16 protein-coding genes are annotated in these 20,123 nt (G+C 73.8%); 12 read left to right on the forward strand and 4 right to left on the reverse strand.

The annotated features are described in order from the left end of the window. Positions 1–154 precede the first annotated feature (154 nt). Complete coding sequence (locus tag RV983_RS09915; RefSeq protein ID WP_475990273.1) at positions 155–1,012, reverse strand: isocitrate lyase/PEP mutase family protein; 858 nt, start codon at positions 1,010–1,012, stop codon at positions 155–157. Positions 1,013–1,103: 91 nt separating this feature from the next. Between RV983_RS09915 and RV983_RS09920 the strand changes: the two genes are divergently transcribed. The 9 genes from RV983_RS09920 to RV983_RS09960 all read left to right on the forward strand — a co-directional run bounded on the left by RV983_RS09920 (position 1,104) and on the right by RV983_RS09960 (position 13,170). Beyond that, positions 1,104–2,603: an AlkA N-terminal domain-containing protein gene (locus RV983_RS09920; RefSeq protein WP_475985428.1), complete on the forward strand. Its 1,500-nt coding sequence runs from the start codon at positions 1,104–1,106 to the stop codon at positions 2,601–2,603. A gap of 9 nt (positions 2,604–2,612) precedes the next feature. Next, positions 2,613–3,113: a methylated-DNA--[protein]-cysteine S-methyltransferase gene (locus tag RV983_RS09925; RefSeq protein ID WP_475985429.1), complete on the forward strand. Its 501-nt coding sequence runs from the start codon at positions 2,613–2,615 to the stop codon at positions 3,111–3,113. Positions 3,114–3,127: 14 nt separating this feature from the next. Beyond that, complete coding sequence (locus tag RV983_RS09930; RefSeq protein ID WP_475985430.1) at positions 3,128–4,657, forward strand: helix-turn-helix domain-containing protein; 1,530 nt, start codon at positions 3,128–3,130, stop codon at positions 4,655–4,657. Between the two features lie 131 nt (positions 4,658–4,788). After that, positions 4,789–5,838 carry a hypothetical protein gene (locus RV983_RS09935; protein ID WP_475985431.1) on the forward strand — a complete coding sequence of 350 codons (1,050 nt, stop codon included), beginning with the start codon at positions 4,789–4,791 and terminating at the stop codon, positions 5,836–5,838. A gap of 80 nt (positions 5,839–5,918) precedes the next feature. After that, on the forward strand, positions 5,919–7,793 hold the full coding sequence (locus tag RV983_RS09940; protein WP_475985432.1) for an HSP90 family protein: 1,875 nt from the start codon (positions 5,919–5,921) through the stop codon (positions 7,791–7,793). Next, positions 7,793–10,717: a tetratricopeptide repeat protein gene (locus RV983_RS09945; protein WP_475985433.1), complete on the forward strand. Its 2,925-nt coding sequence runs from the start codon at positions 7,793–7,795 to the stop codon at positions 10,715–10,717. The genes RV983_RS09940 and RV983_RS09945 overlap by 1 nt, the downstream gene beginning before the upstream one ends. Positions 10,718–10,944: 227 nt before the next feature. Beyond that, positions 10,945–11,298: a YciI family protein gene (locus RV983_RS09950; protein WP_475985434.1), complete on the forward strand. Its 354-nt coding sequence runs from the start codon at positions 10,945–10,947 to the stop codon at positions 11,296–11,298. Between the two features lie 8 nt (positions 11,299–11,306). Continuing rightward, positions 11,307–12,527, forward strand: a complete 1,221-nt coding sequence (locus RV983_RS09955) for an RNA polymerase sigma factor (RefSeq protein WP_475985435.1) — start codon at positions 11,307–11,309, stop codon at positions 12,525–12,527. 4 nt (positions 12,528–12,531) lie between these two features. Then, the gene (locus RV983_RS09960) at positions 12,532–13,170 is read left to right on the forward strand and encodes a TMEM175 family protein (RefSeq protein ID WP_475985436.1); all 639 of its coding nucleotides are present in this window, start codon (positions 12,532–12,534) and stop codon (positions 13,168–13,170) included. A 21-nt stretch (positions 13,171–13,191) separates the two neighbouring features. Here RV983_RS09960 and RV983_RS09965 read toward each other — a convergent pair whose 3' ends face one another. Together RV983_RS09965 and RV983_RS09970 are read right to left on the reverse strand one after the other, a co-directional pair. Beyond that, positions 13,192–13,590: a RidA family protein gene (locus tag RV983_RS09965; RefSeq protein WP_475985437.1), complete on the reverse strand. Its 399-nt coding sequence runs from the start codon at positions 13,588–13,590 to the stop codon at positions 13,192–13,194. Then, a complete protein-coding gene (locus tag RV983_RS09970) occupies positions 13,587–14,696 on the reverse strand; it encodes an acyl-CoA dehydrogenase family protein (RefSeq protein WP_475985438.1) in 1,110 nt (369 codons plus the stop codon). Before RV983_RS09970 ends, RV983_RS09965 begins: the two co-directional genes overlap by 4 nt. A 95-nt stretch (positions 14,697–14,791) precedes the next feature. Here RV983_RS09970 and RV983_RS09975 point away from each other — a divergent pair, with 95 nt between their 5' ends. The 3 genes from RV983_RS09975 to RV983_RS09985 are packed head-to-tail and all read left to right on the forward strand — an operon-like array spanning position 14,792 to position 17,848. Continuing rightward, positions 14,792–16,402 (forward strand): AMP-binding protein, encoded by a 1,611-nt coding sequence (locus RV983_RS09975; protein ID WP_475985439.1) that lies wholly within the window; start codon positions 14,792–14,794, stop codon positions 16,400–16,402. A gap of 4 nt (positions 16,403–16,406) precedes the next feature. Beyond that, on the forward strand, positions 16,407–17,243 hold the full coding sequence (locus RV983_RS09980) for a PaaX family transcriptional regulator (RefSeq protein WP_475985440.1): 837 nt from the start codon (positions 16,407–16,409) through the stop codon (positions 17,241–17,243). 23 nt (positions 17,244–17,266) lie between these two features. Continuing rightward, complete coding sequence (locus RV983_RS09985) at positions 17,267–17,848, forward strand: Uma2 family endonuclease (protein WP_475985441.1); 582 nt, start codon at positions 17,267–17,269, stop codon at positions 17,846–17,848. Between the two features lie 6 nt (positions 17,849–17,854). Here the strand turns inward: RV983_RS09985 and RV983_RS09990 are convergent, their stop codons facing one another. After that, positions 17,855–20,122, reverse strand: coding sequence for a bifunctional salicylyl-CoA 5-hydroxylase/oxidoreductase (locus tag RV983_RS09990; protein ID WP_475985442.1), 2,268 nt, complete (start codon positions 20,120–20,122; stop codon positions 17,855–17,857). Position 20,123: the final 1 nt, after the last annotated feature.

The following is a 20,123-nucleotide window of genomic DNA, read 5'->3' on the forward strand; positions in this document are numbered from 1 at the left end:
CCGGCCCCCGCGCCCTTCATTCCGTCCCCCCCCGTCCCCCCTTGCCCCCTTCCCTCCCGTGACCGCCCCGCCCCGGCGGCCGCGGGCGAACCCCGCCCCTACGGCCCGGGATTCCCCGCGGCCCGGGACGGCACCGCCGCGGCCGCCCGTCCGCTCACCCCTCCGCGAGCATCAGCGTGTTGAGCTCGCCCCAGGGGATGCCGCCCGCGAGTCCCGCATAGGTGCCGCTCGACAGCAGCTCGCGGGTCGCGCGGCCGACCAGGGCGTAGGCGGCCTCCGCGACGGCGCTGCCCAGGCTCACGCGGGCGGCGCCGGCGGCGGCGAGGTCGGCGACGGCAGGCGCGCCCGGACCGGCGAGGACACCGAGGGGCGCGTCGATGCCCGCGGCGAGCTCGGCGACGAGCGCCGGATCGGTGACCCCGGGGACGAAGATCCCGTCGGCACCGGCGGCCAGATAGGCGGCGGCCCGCTCCAGGGTCTCGGCGAGGTCGCCGGGGCCTCGCAGATATGTGTCGGTGCGCGCGTGCACGAAGAGCGGCACCCCTGCCTCGTCGGCGGCGCCGCGCGCCGCGGCGATGCGGGCGGACTGCCCGGCCGGGTCGCGCAGCGGCTCGCGGCCGCCGTCGTAGGAGTCCTCGATGTTGACGCCGACGGCGCCCGCCGCGAGGACCGCCCGGACCGTGTCGGCGACGCCTTCGGGGGTCGCCGCGTAGCCGTCCTCGATGTCCGCGCTCACGGGGACCGCGACGGCCGCCGCGACCCGGGCGGTGAGGGCCAGCGCGAGGGACGGCTCGACATGGCCGCCGTCGGCCGTGCCGAGCGTCCAGGAGACGCCGGAACTGGTGGTGGCGACGGCGGCGGCGCCCGCGTGCTCGGCGACGCGCGCGCTCGCGGCGTCCCACGCATTCGCCAGCAGGAGGGGGCGGCCGGGGACGTGGAGGGAGCGGAACAGTTCGGCCTTGGCCTTGAGTTCGGGATTCACACAGGGCAGTCCATCAGGAGCGCGGGCCATCGTCCGGCGGATTTTCGACATGGACGTCCGCCCCCCTCGATGTCGGAATCTCGCTAGCCTTCGGCCCCCGGGTCCACGGATGCTGGGTGATGTGCATGAGGACTTCGAACGCTGTGTGCGCGCCGTGCAGTCGAAGGACTCCCGTTTCGACGGGTGGTTCTTCACCGCGGTGCTGACCACCCGCATCTACTGCCGCCCCGGCTGCCCCGTACACCCGCCGAAGCCGGAGAACATGACGTTCTACCCGAGCGCGGCCGCCGCGCAGCAGGCCGGATTCCGGGCCTGCAAGCGGTGCCGCCCGGACGCCAGTCCCGGCTCGCCGCAGTGGAACGAGCGGGCCGACCTGGTCGCCCGCGCGATGCGGCTGATCGCCGACGGGGTCGTGGACCGCGAGGGCGTGCCGGGCCTGGCGGGGCGGCTGGGCTACAGCACCCGACAGGTGGAGCGGCAACTGCTCGCCGAGCTCGGCGCGGGGCCGCTGGCACTCGCCCGGGCCCAGCGGGCGCAGACCGCCCGCCTGCTCATCGAGACCTCGGCGCTGCCGATGGGCGACGTCGCCTTCGCCGCGGGCTTCTCCAGTATCCGCACCTTCAACGACACCGTACGGGAGGTCTTCGCCCTCACGCCGAGCGAGCTGCGCGGGCGGGCGGCCCGGCAGGGCCGGGCCCGGCGGGCCGACGCGGTCCCCGACGTCGCCGGGACGCTGTCCCTGCGGCTGCCCTACCGGACGCCGCTCTGCCCCGGCAATCTCTTCGGGCACCTGGCCGCGACCGCGGTGCCCGGCGTGGAGGAGTGGCGCGACGGCGCGTACCGCCGCACGCTGCGGCTGCCGTACGGGCACGGGATCGTGGCCCTGCGGCCGGAGGCCGGGCACATCGGGTGCCGGCTGTCGCTCACGGACTGGCGCGACCTGTCCCACGCCATCAGCCGCTGCCGGTGGCTGCTGGACCTGGACGCCGACCCGGTCGCGGTCGACGGGCTGCTCCGCGAGGACCCGCTGCTCGCCCCCCACGTCGACAAGAGCCCTGGCCGCCGGGTGCCGCGCACGGTGGACGGCGCCGAGTTCGCGGTGCGTGCGGTGCTGGGGCAGCAGGTGTCCACGGCGGCCGCGCGCACCCTGGCCGGGCGCCTGGTGACGGCGCACGGCGAGCCGGTCGCGGACCCCGGGGGCGGGCTGACCCACCTCTTCCCGTCGCCCTGGGCGCTGACCTCGCTGGACCCGGAACGGCTGGCCATGCCGCGTACACGGCGGGCCACGCTGACGGGCCTCGTGGAGGCGCTCACCGAGGGCGGACTCGACCTGGACGTCGGCAGTGACTGGGACAAGGCGCGCGAGCAGCTGGCCGTTCTGCCGGGCTTTGGCCCCTGGTCGGTCGAAGCGGTCGCGATGCGCGCGCTCGGCGACCCCGACGCCTTCCTCCCCACCGATTTGGGTGTACGGCTCGCCGCGGATTCGCTGGGCCTTCCGACGACCCCCGCCGCCCTCGTCCGGCGCTCCGCCGCCTGGCGCCCCTGGCGGTCCTACGCCGTGCAGCACCTGTGGGCCACCGGCGACCACGCGATCAACTCCCTCCCCGATGAAATGAACTGAGTGCCCGTCATGCCTCTTTGCACACACGTCCTGACCGACAGCCCGGTCGGACCGCTGACCATGGTGGCGACCGACGGCGTCCTGTCCGGTCTCTACATGACCGAGCACCGGCACCAGCCCCCGGTGGAGACCTTCGGCGAGCGCCGCGACCCGGCCGACTCCCCCTTCGCGGCGGTCGCCGAGCAACTGCAGTCCTACTTCGCGGGCGAGTTGACCGGCTTCGACCTGCCGCTGGCGATGCGGGGCACGCCCTTCCAGCAGCGCGTCTGGGACGCCCTGCGGGAGATCCCGTACGGAGCCGTCGTGACGTACGGCCAGCTGGCCGGCACGCTGGGCAGCCCCGGTTCCTCACGCGCCGTGGGGCTCGCCAACGGGCGGAACCCGATCAGCATCGTCGTGCCCTGCCACCGGGTGATCGGCGCCTCGGGGAGCCTGACCGGCTACGGGGGCGGCCTGGGCCGCAAGAGGTACCTGCTCGACCTGGAGCGCGGGTTGCCATCTCATATGTGAGATACCCTCGGCCCATGGGAGACGACTACCTCGCACGTATCGGCAAACTCATCCGTGACGCCCGCCAGCACCGGGGCTGGACACAATCGCAGCTGGCGGAGGCTCTCGGCACCAGCCAGAGCGCGGTGAACCGTATTGAACGCGGAAACCAGAACATCAGCCTTGAGATGATCGCCCGAATCGGTGAAGCGCTCGACAGTGAGATCGTCTCCCTCGGGTACGCGGGCCCGATGCACCTGCGGGTCGTCGGCGGACGACGGCTGTCCGGCGCCATCGACGTCAAGACGAGCAAGAACGCGTGCGTGGCGCTGCTGTGCGCCACGCTGCTGAACTCCGGGCGGACCACCCTGCGCCGCGTCGCGCGGATCGAGGAGGTGTACCGCATCCTGGAGGTGCTGAACAGCATCGGGGTGCGCACCCGCTGGATCAACGACGGCAACGACCTGGAGATCGTGCCGCCGGCCACGCTGGAACTGGACTCCATGGACATGGAGGCCGCGCGGCGCACCCGCAGCGTCATCATGTTCCTCGGCCCGCTGATGCACCGCACCGACCGCTTCCGCATCCCGTACGCGGGCGGCTGCGACCTGGGCACCCGCACGGTGCAGCCGCACATGACGGCCCTGCGCCACTTCGGCCTGGACGTCACCGCCACCAGCGGCATGTACCACGCACGGGTCACCCCCGCGATGTCCCCCGGACGGCCCATCGTGCTGACCGAGCGCGGCGACACCGTGACCGAGAACGCGCTGCTGGCAGCCGCGCGGCACAACGGCGTCACCGTCATCCGCAACGCCAGCTCCAACTACATGGTCCAGGACCTGTGCTTCTACCTGGAGGAGCTGGGGGTGCGGGTCGACGGCATCGGCACCACCACGCTGACCGTGCACGGCGTCACCCACATCGACCGGGACGTGGACTACGCGCCGTCGGAGGACCCGGTGGAGGCGATGAGCCTGCTCGCCGCGGCCGTGGTCACCGAGTCCGAGCTCACGATCCGCCGCGTGCCGGTGGAGTTCCTGGAGATCGAACTCGCCGTCCTGGAGGAGATGGGCCTGGACCACGAGCGCACGGCCGAGTACAAGGCCGACAACGGCCGTACCCGGCTGATCGACCTCACGGTGCGCCCCTCCAAGCTGCGCTCCCCCATCGACAAGATCCACCCGATGCCCTTCCCGGGCCTCAACATCGACAACGTGCCCTTCTTCGCGGCGATCGCCGCGACCGCGCAGGGCTCGACCCTCATCCACGACTGGGTCTACGACAACCGCGCCATCTACCTCACCGAGCTGACCCGCCTCGGCGCCAACGTCAAGCTGCTGGACCCGCACCGCGTCCTCGTCGAGGGCCCCACCCGCTGGCGCAGCGCCGAGATGATGTGCCCGCCCGCGCTGCGGCCCGCCGTGGTCACGCTGCTGGCGATGCTCGCGGCCGAGGGCACGTCGGTCCTGCGGAACGTGTACGTCATCAACCGCGGCTACGAGGAGCTGGCGGAGCGGCTGAACTCGATCGGGGCGCAGATCGAGACGTTCCGCGACATCTGAGCCCCTCCGATCCGGACCCCCTCCGGCCGACCCGGAACCCCTTGGCCCTCGCCGAAGCCGCCGTGATAGTCATGCTGCGGTCACCGGATCATGGCCCGGGGGGAAAGGGCCAGGCCAGGAGGGGGTTCTGCATGACATCGGTCCGTCAGGTCCGTCAGGTCCGTCAGGTCCGTCAACGCACCGGCGGCACGGCGCCGGAGGGGATTCGGGAACGCGCATCGGCGTTCTCACTGAAGCGATGGGCACCGCGCCCATCGGCACGGCTGGACCCGGCATACGGGAACCCGGGCCTCAAGCGGTTGCTCGCGTCCGCCGCCGCGGCCGACTGGCCCGCGATGCGCGAGCAGTTGTCCGCCGTCACGGACGACGGGGAGCGCAGCTGGCTGCTGCGGGCGGCCAGCGACGTCGCCGGGTACGAGCAGTGGATGCCGAAGGTCGTCGAGGCCGAGGGGGATTCGGGACTCGCGCTACTGGTGGCGGGGGCCCGCGCCGTGCAGTGGGCCTGGGACGCCCGCACGGGGGCGCGCGCCTCGCACGTCTCCCGTGAACAGTTCCAGATCTTCCACGAACGCCTGGAGCTCGCGGAGGATCTGCTGTACCGGGCGGCCGAGCGCGAGCCCGAATGGGCCTCCCCCTGGTACTTCCTCCAGATGTGCGGGCGGGGACTGCAGGTCGGCCCGGACATCGAGCGGCTGCGCTTCGAGGCCGCCGAGCGCCGCGTGCCCGGCCATCTCGGAGCGCACCAGCAGCATCTGCAGCAGGTGTGCGCCAAGTGGGGCGGCTCGCACGAGGAGATGCACGCCTTCGCCCGGGAGTCCATGGAGAACGGGCCGGAGGGCGGCCCGCTGGGCATACTCGTGGCCATCGCGCACCTGGAGCACTGGGCGGAGCTCGACAGCGGTTCCGACAGCGCCTACATCATGCAGGACCGCGTGCGCCGGGAGCTCCACGAAGCCGCCGGCCGGTCGATCCGCCACCCCGGCTTCGCCGGCCGGATCGAGGCCCCGGAGTGCTACAACGCCTTCGCCATGGCCTTCGCCCTGGCCGGGGACAAGCCGGCGGCCGCCGCGGCCTTCGCCGCGACCGGCGGCATCGTCACCCGCTCCCCGTGGCAGTACATCAACGGAGCCGACCCGCGGGTGCCCTACCGCGCTCTGCGCTCCGGCGCCGGACGCCACTGATTCCCGCCACCGCACTCCGCCCACCGCGCCGTGCCGGGCGGCAGACGTCGTCCGCGCGCCGATCCAGAAGGCCATCCCAGGTGTCCCAGTCCCAGTCCCACTCCTCGTCCCCGTCCCCGTCCCCGACAGCCCACACCTTCCAGGTCGACCTGCGCGGCCTGGTCGATCTGTTGTCCCACCACCTCTACTCCAGCCCCCGCGTCTATCTGCGCGAACTGCTGCAGAACGCCGTCGACGCGATCACCGCGCGGCAGGCGCTCCAGCCGGGTGCCCCGGCCCGGATCACCGTGCGCACCGGTGACTCGCTGACCGTCACCGACACCGGTGTCGGCCTGAGCGAGGCCGACGTGCACACCTTCCTCGCCACCATCGGGCGCAGCTCCAAGCGCGCCGCGGACGGGGAACTGGAGGCCGCCCGCGGCGACTTCATCGGGCAGTTCGGCATCGGCCTGCTCGCCTGCTTCGTCGTGGCCGACGAGATCACCGTCCTCAGCCGCCACGCCGCGGTCCCCGGCGCCCCGGCCGTCGAGTGGCGCGGCCGCTCCGACGGCAGCTACACCATCCGCACACTGCCCGCAGGCGCGATGCCCGAGCCGGGCACGCGCGTGACGCTGACGCCGCGCGCGGACGGCACCGAGTGGACGCGGCCGGACCGGGTGGCCTCGCTCGCCCGGCACTACGGCAGCCTCCTCCGGCACGAGGTCACCGTGATCGACCCGCGCGGGGAGACCACCCGGGTCAACGACACCCCGCCCTGGGACCGCCGCCACGGATCGCCGCTGGCCCGCCGTGAGGCGCTGGCCGAGCACTGCCGCACCACCTTCGGCTTCACGCCGCTGGACACCATCGACCTCGACCTGCCCGTCGCCGGGCTGCGCGGTGTGGCGTACGTCCTGCCCACCGCCGTCAACCCTTCGGAGCGTGCCGGGCACCGTGTGCACCTGAAGGGCATGCTCCTGTCGGACCAGGCGTCCGAACTCCTCCCGGAGTGGGCCTTCTTCGTCCGCTGCGTCGTGGACGTCACCAGCCTGCGCCCGACGGCGTCCCGCGAGGCGCTGTACGAGGACGAGACGCTGGCAGCCGTCCGCGACGCGCTGGGCGCGCGCATCCGCGACTGGCTGACCGGACTCGCCGCCAGCGACCCGGCGCTGCTCCAGCGCTTCATCGACAGCCACCACCTCGCGGTCAAGGCGCTCGCGCGCTACGACGACGACCTGCTGCGGATGCTGCTGCCCTGGCTGCCCTTCGAGACGACGGACGGCAACGTCACCCTGGAGGAGTTCGCGCGCGCCCATCCGACGGTGCTGGTCACCCGCAGCGTGGACGAGTTCCGGCAGGTCGCGCCCATCGCGGCGGCGGCCGGCCTCGGCGTGATCAACGGCGGGTACACCTACGACCGCGACCTGGTGCACCGGCTGCCGGAGATCCGTCCCGGCACCACCGTCACCGACCTGGACCCCGCGACGGTGACCGCCCACCTCGACCCCGTCGACTCCGCCGCCGAGCTCGCCGCCTCGGCCTTTCTCGCGGTCGCCCGCGAGGTCGTCGGGACGTACGACTGCGACGTGGTGCTGCGGGCCTTCCAGCCCGTCACCGCGCCCGCGCTGCTCCTGGACAACCGCGAGGCGCGCCACGAACGCACCCGCGCCGGTCTCGCCGAGGGCACCGACGGGCTGTGGGCGGACATCCTGGGCTCGCTCAGGGCCGAGGCGCCGCGGGCCCAGCTCGTGCTCAACCACCTCAACCCGCTGGTGCGCCGCGCCGCCACCGTCACCGAACGCGGGCTGGCCGTCACCACCGCCGAGGCGCTGTACGGGCAGGCGCTGCTGCTCACCCGCCGGCCGCTGAAGGCGTCCGAGAGCGCCCTGCTCAACCGGGCCTTCATCGGCCTGCTCGCCCACGCCATGCACGACCAGGACGCCCCCGCGCCCGGCCCGGACGTCAAGGAGCAGTGATGCTGGAAACCCCCGAGGCCGTGTTCGAGGCCCTGCGCGAGAACAACGGGCGGCCCTACGGACTCGCCCGCACCGTGACGGCCGAGGAACTGGTCGAGGCCGCCGAGCAGTTCGACGAGAAGGACGCCCTGGTCACGGCGCTGCTGGAGCTGATGTCGGCGTACGAGTACGCGGCCGACCACCGCAAGTCGCCGGTCGTCTTCGCCCGCGTGCTGAAGCTGTGGGACGAGGTGCCCGGCTCCTTCAGTGAGGGGGAGGCGCGTCAGGTCCTGTGGCGCCACAAGTGGGTGGCGACCTCCCTGCTCCAGGTGCCCGAGGTGCCGTTGGCCGCGGTCACCGGCTGGATCGACCGGATGCGCGACCGGTACCGCGACGCGGAGGAGGGGATGCAGCCCGTCGCCGCCATGCGCCACCGGGTCGCCGCCCACACCGGCGTGGACCGTGAGCACGTCTTCGACCTGTGGGCCTCCCGGCGGCGCGAGCCCCTGAGCGACTGCGAGGCGTGCGAGACCCGGCACCGGGCCCTGCACCACCTCGACACGGGCGACGACGGCCGGGCACTGGGGACGTGGCAGCCGGTGCTCGACGGCGGCCAGAGCTGTCAGGAGGAGCCCTGGGTCAGCCAGGCGCACGCCCTGCTGCCGCTGCTGCGCCTCGGACGCGCCGACGACGCCCGCTCGTACCACCTGTCGGGCTACCGGCAGGCCCGGGGCCGGCTCGGCATGGCGGAGGAGGTCGGACTGCACCTGGAGTTCTGTGCGCTGTCGGGCAACGAGGGCCGTGCCCTGGAGATCCTCGCGGAGAACCGTCCGCTCTTCGAGACCACCGGGGCGCCCCTGTCGCTGCTCGGCTTCCTCACCGGGGTGCAGGTCCTGCTCCGGCGGCTGACCGGGGACGGCCACGCCGCCGTCCCCGTCTCCGGGCCGCTCGGCCGGAACTGGACGGCGCAGACGCTGCTCGCCCACGTCGAACGCGAGGCGGACGAGCTGACCGCGGCCTTCGACGACCGCAACGGCACCACCGCGGTGGGCGACCGTCGGCGGGCCCGGCTCGCCCGGCCGCCGCTGCTCGCCGAGCCGCTGGAACTGGGCCTGCGCACGGCCGCGGTACCATCCGCGACGGCCGGCCCCGCCACCGCGCCGCGGCCGGCGGCACCCGTCGAGGAGATCCCCGAGGACTTCGCGGAACTGGTCGAGCGGGCCCGCGCGCACGCCGCGCAGGCGCGTCCCGGCGACGAGCGGCTCTGGCGGCGGATCGCCGAGCGTGTCGGGGCCGCGGACCACGCGCACGACCCGCGGCTCGGGCCGGAGGAGGTGCTGCGGGCGGAGCTGGCCGAGCAGCGCGCGTTCACGGCCTCGGACCTCCCCGACGGGCCGGACCGCCCGGTGATCCGGGAGGCGCTGACCGAGGCGGTCGAGTTGTTCGGCCGCGCGGGCGCCGAGTGGCGGGCCCTGGCGGCCAGGGCGCGACGCGCTTCTGTCGGGGTCACGCCCGGCGAGGAGAGCGCCGAGGGCTGGGCTGAACTGGACGCCGTCCTGGCGCGGGCGCGCGAACTGCCGCAGGACGGTTCGGAGGACGACCGGCGGTCGTACTGCGTCGTGCTGCAGTGCCGCGCCTTCCTGGCGCACACCGAGGCCACCGCGGCACTGCCGGACGTCCCCGCGGAGGTGGAGTCGCGCTTCCGGGCCGCCGCACAGGAGGCCGTCACGGAGGCGGAACGGCTCGGGGTGCCGCAGCGCGCCATCAACGTCCGCCTGTACGTGGGCGATTTCACGGCGCGCTCCGGGGATTTCGAGGGCGCGGAGCGGGAGTTGCGCGCCGCGTTGGAGGCCATCGAGAACACCGGGGCGCCCTGGCGCGCGCAGCGCCCGCACGGGCTGCTCGGCCAGATCCTGATGCAGCAGCACCGCCCCGACGAGGCCGTGGAGCACCTGCGCACGGCGCTCGCGACGGCGGCCGCGCACGGCGACACCGCGTTCCCGGTGGCGCGCACCCACGCGATGCTCGGTCATGCCCTTTCGCACGCCGGAGATCCGGCAGGGGCCGTACGCCATCTGTCCGAGGGCGCCTCCCGGCTGGACCGGGAGGACGACGCCGCCGGTGCCGTCGAGGTGCGGCTGGAGTTGGCCGAGGTCCTCGCCCGCGCCGACCGGCAGGCGGACGCGGTGGCCGTGCTGGAGTCCCTGGTCACCGGCGACGTCCCGGCCGGTACGGACGAGCGCGTGCTCGCCCAGGCCCGGCTGAGCCTGGCCCGGGGACTGCGGGAGCTGGAGGAACACCGGTCCGCCGCCGAGCAGTTCCTGCTCCTGGCCGATCTGGTCGCCCCGTGGGAGGAGCAGTTCACGCACACCCTCGCCGCCTCCGAGGCCGCGGTCGCGCTGCTGGAGGCGAACCGTCCGGACGCGGCCCGGTCCGCCTACGACCGGGCCGTCGCCTCGCACGGCAAGGCCCCCAACCTGCCCATGGTCGCGGAGATGATGCGGCGGTTCGCCGCGCACACCATGGCGGCCGAGGGCCCCGAAGGCATCGACACCGCGCTCGGCCATCTCCGCGAGGCGGAGGAGCTGCTGGCGGCCGTTGACGGGGACGCCGAGGGCGCCGACGACGTCGCGCTGTGGTACGAGAACGGCGCCACGCACTACCAGCGGGGCCGTGCCCTCGCCGCGGCCGAGCGCTTCCCCGAGGCCCTCACCGAGATGGAGCGGGCCATCACCGCCCACGAGGGGGGCGGGCCGGCCGGCGAGTCGCCGCGGGCCGAGGCAGTCCGGGTCGCGGCGCTCATCGAGGCCAACGGCCTGGAGTCGCCCGCCGCGGCCCGTGCCCGGCTCGGCACCGCCATCGCCCGCTGCAAGGCCGCCGGACTCGACCAGGCGGCGCAGATCCTGTCCAGGCTCCGGGACGAGATGTCCGCCCCGCGGCGCTGACGCCGCACCCCCTGATGCCCCGCCGGTCCCCCGTTCGGCCGACCGGCGGGGCATCGGCACGTCCGCGACCGGGGAGGAGGGGAGCGCGGGCCGCGGAGGTGCCCGCGCGGAAACCGGACGGCGGCGGGTGTCGATCCGGGCCGCGCCCGTTCGTACAGAAGGTGGGACGCCGGTACCGAAGCCGGCGGCCGACTGCGCCGACCTCGCCGACCGAAGGAAAGACCGCCATGAAGCAGTACCTGCTCAGCGTGTACCAGCCGGAGGGCGCCCCTCCCCCGCCGGAGGTCCTGGAAGGGATCATGCGCGACCTCGACACCCTGAACGCGCGCATGAGGGCCGCGGGCGCCTGGGTCTTCTCCGGAGGCCTGAACTCACCCGGCACGGCGACCGTCGTGCAGCTGAAGGAGGGCGAGGTGCTGACCACCGACGGGCCCTTCCTCGAGGGCAAGGAGTACCTCGGCGGCTTCACCATCGTCAACGCGCCCGATCTGGACGCCGCGCTGGCCTGGGGACGCGATCTCGCCCGGGCGACCACGCTGCCCATCGAGGTGCGGCCGTTCGCGGGCGGGGCGGGGGACTGACCAGCGGCATGCCGGCCCCCGCCGCCGACGTCGAACGCGTCTTCCGCGCGGAGTACGGACGCGCGGTGGCCGTCCTGGTCCGCCGCTTCGGCGACATCGACATCGCCGAGGAGGCGGTCCAGGACGCGTTCGCGACGGCCCTGCGGACCTGGCCGTCCGCGGGGGTGCCGCCGAGCCCGGCGGGATGGATCATCACCACCGCGCGCAACCGCGCCATCGACCGGCTGCGCCGCGAGGCGACCCGGGAGGACCGGCACGCCGAGGCCGCTCTGCTGCACGATCGCGACGAACCGGCCGAGGAGGGCCCCGTGCGCGACGACCGGCTCCGCCTGATCTTCACCTGCTGCCACCCCGCCCTGGCCCCCGCCGCGCAGGTCGCCCTGACCCTGCGGCTGCTGGGCGGGCTCACCACCGCCGAGATCGCCCGTGCCTTCCTCGTCCCCGAACCCACCATGGCGCAGCGCCTGGTGCGGGCCAAGGGCAAGATCCGTGACGCGCGCATCCCGTACCGGGTCCCGGCCGAGGCCGACCTCCCCGACCGGCTCCGGCCGGTGCTCGCCGTGCTCTACCTGATCTTCAACGAGGGCTACCGGGCGAGCTCCGGCGACGCCCTGACCCGCGCGGACCTGTGCGCGGAGGCGGTCCGGCTGGGGCGGCTGCTCGCCGGGCTCATGCCCGACGAGCCGGAGGTGCAGGGACTGCTCGCGCTGATGCTGCTCACCGAGGCGCGCCGACCCGCCCGCACCACCGCGGACGGGCGCCTGGTCCCCCTCGACGAGCAGGACCGCGGCCGCTGGGACCGCGAACTGGTCGACGAGGGGCAGGCCCTCGTCCGCCGCTGCCTGCGCCGCGGCCGGCCGGGCCCCTACCAGATCCAGGCCGCGATCAACGCCGTGCACAGTGACGCGCCGACGGCCGCGGCAACCGACTGGGCACAGGTCCTGGCCCTGTACGACCAGCTCATGGCCGTCGCCCCCGGTCCGGTCGTCGCGCTCAACCGGGCCGTCGCCGTCGCCGAGGTCGACGGCCCGGCGGTGGCGCTCGCCCTCGTCGACGACCTGGCGCTCGACGGCTACTCCGTCCTCCACGCCGTCCGCGCGGACCTGCTCCGGCGCCTGGGCCGCGACACCGAGGCCGCGCTCGCGTACGAGGCGGCGATCGCGCGCACCGAGAACGCCGCCGAGCAGGACTTCCTGCGGCGCAGACGCGCGGAGATCCACTTATGGTGAGGCCGTGGACAGCCCTCAGCCCGTACGGGACGACGACCGGGGACCGGCGGAGCGGCTCCTGGCGTTGTCGGACGGGGTCTTCGCCATCGCCATGACCCTGCTGGCGCTGGACGTCACGCTCCCTCACGGGCTCGGCGAGGACGGCTACCACAAGGCGCTGGGCGACCTGGTGCCCAATCTCTGGGCCTATGTGCTGAGTTTCGCCGTCATCGCTGCCATCTGGCGTGGGCAGCGCCGGATCTTCCTCGGCGTACGGGAGATCGACGGCACGGTGCTGCACGTCAGCCTGCTCGGACTGGCACTGGTCGCGCTGATGCCGTTCCCCACCACGCTCCTGGCCGAGTACGCCGGCCGGCCGGAGTCGGTCGCGATCTACTCCGGCGCGGTCGCGGCGGCCACGGCGGCGCAACTGGCCCTGATGGCGGTGGTGCGAAGGAGGCGGTGGCTCGGCGGGCCGCCGCCACCGCGCACGGTGGCCCGCAACGACCTGGTGGACCTGGCATCCACGGTGCTGGTCTTCGGCCTCGCCGTGCCGCTGGCATTCCTCTCGCCGCTCGGGGCGATGTGGTGGTGGGCGGTCCTGGTGCCGGTGAAGGCCGTCCTCGCCCGCCGGGGCAGGCAACTGCGGGCCTCCGCTCCCTGAGCGGGGCCGAAACCCGCCTTTCTAGGACAGCATCGCGAGCCCGTCGAGCTCGACCATGGCCTCCTCGTCCCACAGCCGGGTGATGCCGATGACGGCCATGGCGGGGTAGTCCCGTCCTGCCAGGGTCCGCCACAGCCGGCCCAGTTCGGGGGCGTGCGTGCGGTAGGCGGCGACGTCGGTGGTGTGGACGGTGAGGCGGGCGAGGTCCGCGGGCGTGCCCCCGGCGGCACGCAGGGCGGTGAGGAGATTGGCCAGGGCCCGCTCGAACTGTTCCGGGAGGGTGTCGCCGACGATCTTCCCGGAGGCGTCGAGCGCGGTCTGGCCCGCGAGCAGCACCAGGGTGCGGCCTGTGGCGGTCACGGCGTGGCTGAAGCCGGTGGGCGGGGAGAGTTCGGGCGGGTTGACACGGTGCAGGGTCATGCGAAGAGCTCCTTGGCGATGATCGACCGCTGGACTTCGGTGGCGCCTTCGTAGATACGCGGTGCGCGGACCTCGCGGTAGAGGTGTTCGAGCAGATGGCCGCGCTCCAGCGCCCGGGCGCCGTGGATCTGGACGGCGGTGTCCACGGCGAACTGGGCGGTCTCGGTGGCGAACAGCTTGGCCATGGCGGAGCTGCGCGCCGTGCCGGGCGAGCCCGCGTCGTACGCCTCGGCGGCCGCGTACACCAGCAGACGGGCCGCCTCGGTGCGGGTGGCCATCTCGGCGAGGCCGTGGGAGACGGACTGGAGGTCCTTCAAAGGGGCGCCGAAGGCGGTGCGGGACGCGGCGTGGGCGGTGGCCGCGTCCAGGGCGGCCTGCGCCATGCCCACGGCGAAGGCCCCGACGCTCGGCCGGAAGCGGTTGAGGGTGGTCATCGCGACGCGGAAGCCTCGGTCCACCTCGCCGATCACGTCCCCTTCACCGACCGGGACGGCGTCGAAGGACAACCGGCCGATCGGGTGCGGGGAGAGCATGTCGAGCCGTTCCCCGCCGAGTCCGGGACGGTCGGCGGGAACGGCGAACGCGGTGACCCCGCGGGCGCCCGCCCCGGGCGTCGTCCGGGCGAAGACGGTGTAGAGGTCGGCGTCGGGGGCGTTGGAGATCCAGCACTTCTCGCCGGTGAGCCGCCAGCCGTGGCCGGACGGGCCGGGCTCTGCGGCCAGTTCCAGGGCGGCGGCGTCCGATCCGGCGCCGGGTTCGGTGAGGGCGAACGCGGCGACCGCCTCGCCCGAGACGACGCGCGGGATCCAGCGGCCGGCCAGTTCCGGGGACCCCAGCAGTGCGTGCGCACCGAGGCCCTGCAGCGCGAGCGCAGTCTCGGCCTCGGTGCACTCGCGGGCCAGGGACTCCCGCAGCAGGCACAGGTCGAGTGCGGTGCCGGTGAAGAGGCGGTCGAGCAGGCCGAGTTCGCCGAGCGCGGTGAGCAGCGGCCGGTTGACGCGGCCGGGTTCACCCGCCCCGGCGAGCGGCCGCAGCCGTTCGGCGGCCCATTCGCGCACCTGCGCACACCACTTGAGTTGTTCCGGGTCGAGCGCGAACGATGCCACGGGGCACCTCCCGTATCGCGTACCGTTGACTGCCGTCACAAACACGTTACGCTGAATCCGTCCGCAACCAGGTGCCAACGAGGGGCGAACCCGCCATGGACCTGCTGCCATCCGCACACGTGGACACTTTCTCGCGGGAGCACCTCCCGCCCCGTGACCAGTGGCCCGTCCTCTCCTGCGACCTCCCCGCCCTGGCCTGTCCGGACCGGCTCAACTGCGGCGCCGAACTGCTCGCCGGAGGCTCGCCCGACGCTCCCTGCCTGCGCATGCCGGACGGCGAGGTGTGGTCGTACGACGACCTGCGCGCCGCCGCCGACCGCATCGCGCACGTGCTCGTCGCCGACCTCGGCATGGTGCCCGGCAACCGCGTGCTGCTGCGCGGGCCGACCACGCCGTGGCTGGTGGCGTGCTGGTTCGCGGTGATGAAGGCCGGGGGCGTCGCGGTCACCGTGCTGGCCGCGCACCGCGCCCAGGAACTGGCGACGGTCTGCGGCATCGCCGGCGTGAGGCACGCGCTGTGCGACATCCGGTCGGTGGACGATCTCGCCAAGGCCGAGGTGCCGGGGCTGCGGATCGCGACGTACGGCGGGGAGGCGTCCGACGACCTGCTGCGACTGGCGGCGGCCAAGCCGGACCGCTTCGAGGCCGTGGCCACCTCCGCGGACGACGTCGCGCTCATCGCGTTCACCTCGGGGACCACGGGGCGACCCAAGGGCTGCATGCACTTCCACCGTGACGTGCTCGCCATCGCCGACACCTTCTCCGCGCACGTCCTGCGACCCCGCGCGGACGACGTGTTCGCGGGCAGCCCACCACTCGGCTTCACCTTCGGGCTCGGCGGGCTCGTGGTCTTCCCGCTGCGGGCCGGGGCGTCGACCCTGCTGCTGGAGCAGGCCGGGCCGGAGCAACTGGCGCGGGCCGTCGGCGAACACCGGGTCAGCGTGCTGTTCACGGCGCCCACCGCGTACCGGTCGATGCTGCAACTCCCGGGCGAACACGACCTGTCCTCGCTGCGGCGCTGTGTGTCCGCGGGCGAGAACCTGCCGGCGGCGACCTGGCGCGCCTGGCACGAGGCGACCGGGCTGCGCATCATCAACGGCATCGGCGCCACCGAGATGCTGCACATCTTCATCTCCGCCGCCGACGAGGCGATCCGCCCCGGCACCACCGGAGTCCCCGTACCCGGCTACGAGGCCCGCGTGGTCGACCCGCTGACGATCACCCCGCTGCCGGACGGCGAGCCCGGCCTGCTCGCCGTGCGCGGCCCGACCGGCTGCCGCTACCTGGCGGACGAACGGCAGCGCGACTACGTACGCGACGGCTGGAACCTGACCGGCGACACCTATGTGCGCGAGCCGGACGGCTACTTCCGCTACGTGGCCCGCGCCGACGACATGATCATCTCGGCCGGGTACAACATCGCGGGCCCCGAGGTCGAGGAGGCCCTGCTGCGCCACCCCGACGTCCGCGAGGCGGCCGTCATCGGCGTGCCGGACGAGAGCCGCGGACAGGTCGTGCGGGCCTTCGTCGTCCTGCGCGACGGCCTGCCGCAGGACGGGCGCACGGGAACGGCCGAGGCGCTGCGCGCCTTCGTCAAGGAGGAGATCGCGGGCTACAAGTGCCCGCGAGAGATCCGGTTCGTCCAGGCCCTTCCGCGCACGCCGACGGGGAAGCTGCAACGCTTCCGGCTGCGCCACCTACAGTGATCGCGTGACCGAGCACACTCCCAGTTCGCTGATCGTGACCTACTTCGGCGCCTACGGGCGGACCGGGGAGTGGGACGGCCGCATCCCGGTCGCCGAGCTGATCCGGCTCATGGGTGCGTTGGACGTCGACCCGCAGTCGGTCCGCTCCGCGGTCTCCCGGCTCAAGCGGCGCGGCCTGCTCGCCCCCGACCGTATCGACGGCGCCGCCGGGTACGCCCTGTCCGACGACGCGCGGCAGCTGCTCGCCGACGGCGACCGGCGCATCTACGGCCGCCAGGACGACGATGCGCCCGGCGAGCAGTGGGTGCTCGCGGTCTTCTCGGTCCCCGAGAGCGAGCGCCACAAGCGGCACCTGCTGCGCTCCCGGCTGGCCCGCCTGGGATTCGGCACCGCCGCGCCCGGTGTGTGGATCGCCCCCGGGCGTCTGTACGACGAGGCCGGGCACACCCTGCGCCGCCTCGGCCTGGACACGTATGTGGACCTCTTCGCGGGCACCCACCTGGGTTTCGAGCCGACGGCCGCCGCGGTACGCCGCTGGTGGGACCTGGACGCCGTCGCGGGGCACCACCGCGCCTTCCTCGACGCCCACGAGCCCGTCCTGCGCCGCTGGACCGCCCGCCGCACCACCCCGGCCCAGGACGCCTTCGCCGACTACCTCCGCGCCCTCGACTCCTGGCGCCGGCTGCCCTACGCCGACCCCGGTCTGCCCCCTGCCCTGCTGCCGCCCGACTGGCCGGGCGGCAGAAGCGCCGCGGTCTTCCACGACCTGCACGACCGGCTCCGGGACGCGGGGGCGGCGTTCCTGCCGGTCCGCATGCCCCCGCCGGCCGGCGGGGCATAACCCGGCCGGACCGGAGCGGCACCATGCCGATCGAGGAGGTACGCGGGATGGCACTGCCCGCGACCGAACGCCCGGACTCCGGCGGCGATGCCGTTCTCACCGCCTTCCTCGACCTCACGGTGCCCGAGGGTTACCTCGCCGAGCTCATCGAGCGGGAGATCGTCGTGACCCCGCCGCCCGACGGAGACCACGAGGATGCCGTGGGAGAACTTTTCTGGCAGATCGCCAGAAACCCCTCAGCGGAACTTTACGGTGCGGGCACCAAGGGATTGATCAACCCGCTCGGCCGCTTCATCCCCGGCGCCACCATCGCTCCGCGGCGGTTCTTCCGCGGCCTCGAGGCGTGGGCGGTGCCCGAGGGCGTCGTCATGACCGTCGAGGTCACGTCGACCCGCCCGGACAAGGACCGCGACCCGAAGCGTCGCGGGTACGCGGCCGCCGGTGTCCCGTTCTACCTCCTGGTGGACCGCACCGAGGGCAGCGTCGCCCTCTGCAGCAAGCCGGACGACGGGGACTACCGCCGGGACATCCGCGTCCTGTTCGGGAAGGAACTCGATGTCCCCGAGCTGTTCGCGTTCGCCCTGGACACGTCCGTCTTCGCCTGACCCGTCTCACCCGTCCAGCGTCAGGCGCGGCCTCGGCGCGTCCGTACGTCCGGCGGGCGGCTTGCGGCTGCCCGCCCGGTACGGGAGCGGCCAGGGCGCGCCGGGGCCGGTGTAGCCCTGTTCCGCGGCGGCGTGCAGGGTCCAGTGCGGGTCGTACAGATGGGGGCGGGCCAGCGCGCACAGGTCGGCGCGGCCCGCGAGGAGCAGGGAGTTGACGTCGTCCCAGGAGGAGATGGCGCCGACGGCGACGACGGGGACGCCGAGTTCGTTGCGGATGCGGTCGGCGAACGGGGTCTGGTAGGAGCGGCCGAAGTCCGGCCGTTCGTCGGGGACGACCTGGCCGGTGGAGACGTCGATCGCGTCGGCGCCGTGGTCGGCGAAGGCCCGCGCGATCTCCACGGCGTCCTCGGCGGTGGTGCCGCCCTCCGCCCAGTCGGTGGCGGAGATGCGCACCGTCATGGGCCGGTCGGCCGGCCAGACCTCGCGGACGGCGTCGAAGACCTCCAGCGGGAAGCGGAGCCGCCCGTCCAGGCCGCGGCCGTAGGCGTCGGTGCGGCGGTTGGTGAGCGGGGACAGGAAGCCGGAGAGCAGATAGCCGTGGGCGCAGTGCAGTTCCAGCAGGTCGAAGCCGGCGCGGGCGCCGCGCCGTGCGGACTCGGTGAACTGCTCGCGGACGCGGGCGAGTCCGTCGGCGTCCAGGGTGTGCGGGATCTGGCTGGTGCCGGGTCGGTACGGGAGCGGCGAGGGCGCGGCCAGCGACCAGTTGCCGTACGGGAGGGGCTGGTCGATGCCCTCCCACATCAGTCGTGTGGAGCCCTTGCGGCCGCTGTGGCCGAGCTGGAGACCGACCGCGGCCCCGGGCTGGGTGTGCGCGAAGTCGGTGACGCGGCGCCAGGCCGCCTCCTGCTCGTCGTTCCACAGTCCCGCGCAGCCCGGGGTGATACGGCCCTCCGGGCTGACGCAGACCATCTCGGTCATGACCAGGCCCGCGCCGCCGAGGGCCCGGGCACCCAGGTGGACGAGATGGAAGTCGCCGGGGACTCCGTCGGTGGCCGAGTACATGTCCATCGGGGAGACCACGACGCGATTGCGCAGGGTCAGCCCGCGCAGGGTGAACGGGGTGAACATCGGCGGGGTGTCGGGGTCCGTGCCGAAGTCCCGTTCCACGGCGGCGGCGAAGTCCGCGTCGCGCAGCCGCAGATTGTCGTGGGTGACGCGGCGGCTGCGGGTGAGCAGGTTGAAGGCGAACTGCCGCGGCGGCTGTGCCGCGTACTGCTCCAGGTGCTCGAACCACTCCAGGCTCGCGCGGGCCGCCCGCTGGGTGCTGGCGACGACGGGCTTCCGCTCTGCCTCGTACGCGGCCAGGGCCCGGGGGATGTCCGGCTGCTCGCGCAGCGACGCGGCGAGCGCGAGGGCGTCCTCCATGGCGAGCTTGGTGCCCGAGCCGATGGAGAAGTGCGCGGTGTGCGCGGCATCGCCCAGCAGCACGATGTTCTCGTGCCGCCAGCGCTCGTTGACGACCGTGGTGAAGGCGCCCCAGCGGGAGCGGTTGCCGCGCAGGGAGTGGCCGCCGAGGGCGTCGGCGAAGATCTTCTCGCAGCGGGCGATGGACTCCCTCTCGTCCGCGTGGTCCAGGCCCGCGCTCCGCCAGACGTCCTCGCGCATCTCGACGATGAAGGTGGCGGCGTCCTGCCGGTACGGGTAGCCGTGGGCCTGCATGATGCCGTGCTCGGTCTCCACGATCTCGAAGCGGAAGGCGTCCAGGGCGAGGTCGGAGGCGAGCCAGATGTAACGGCAGCCGTGACCGGTCAGGGTGGCGCGGAAGGTCGCGGCATGAGCGCCCCGGGTGGCGCTGTTGGCGCCGTCGGCGGCGACGACGAGGTCGTGCGTGCCTGCCAGTTCCGCGGCAGCGGGGGCGAGTTCGCGGCTGCGTACCGTCACGCCCAGGGCGCGGCAGCGTTCGTGCAGGATCGTGAGCAGCCGGCGACGGTCCACGGCGGCGAAGCCATGGCCGCCGGAGGTCACGACCCGTCCGCGGTGGTGGACGTCGATGTTGTCCCAGCGGGTGAACTCGCCCTCCAGGGCACGGAAGACGACCGGGTCGGCGTGCTCGATGCCGCCGAGCGTCTCGTCGGACAGCACGACACCGAAGCCGAAGGTGTCCTGCGGCGCACCGCGTTCCCAGACGGTGATGTCCCGCTCGGGGTCGAGGCGCTTGAGCAGCGCGGCCGCGTACAGCCCGCCGGGGCCGCCGCCGATGATGGCGGCTCGCACG

It is taken from the genome of Streptomyces sp. RLA123 (genome assembly GCF_056270165.1).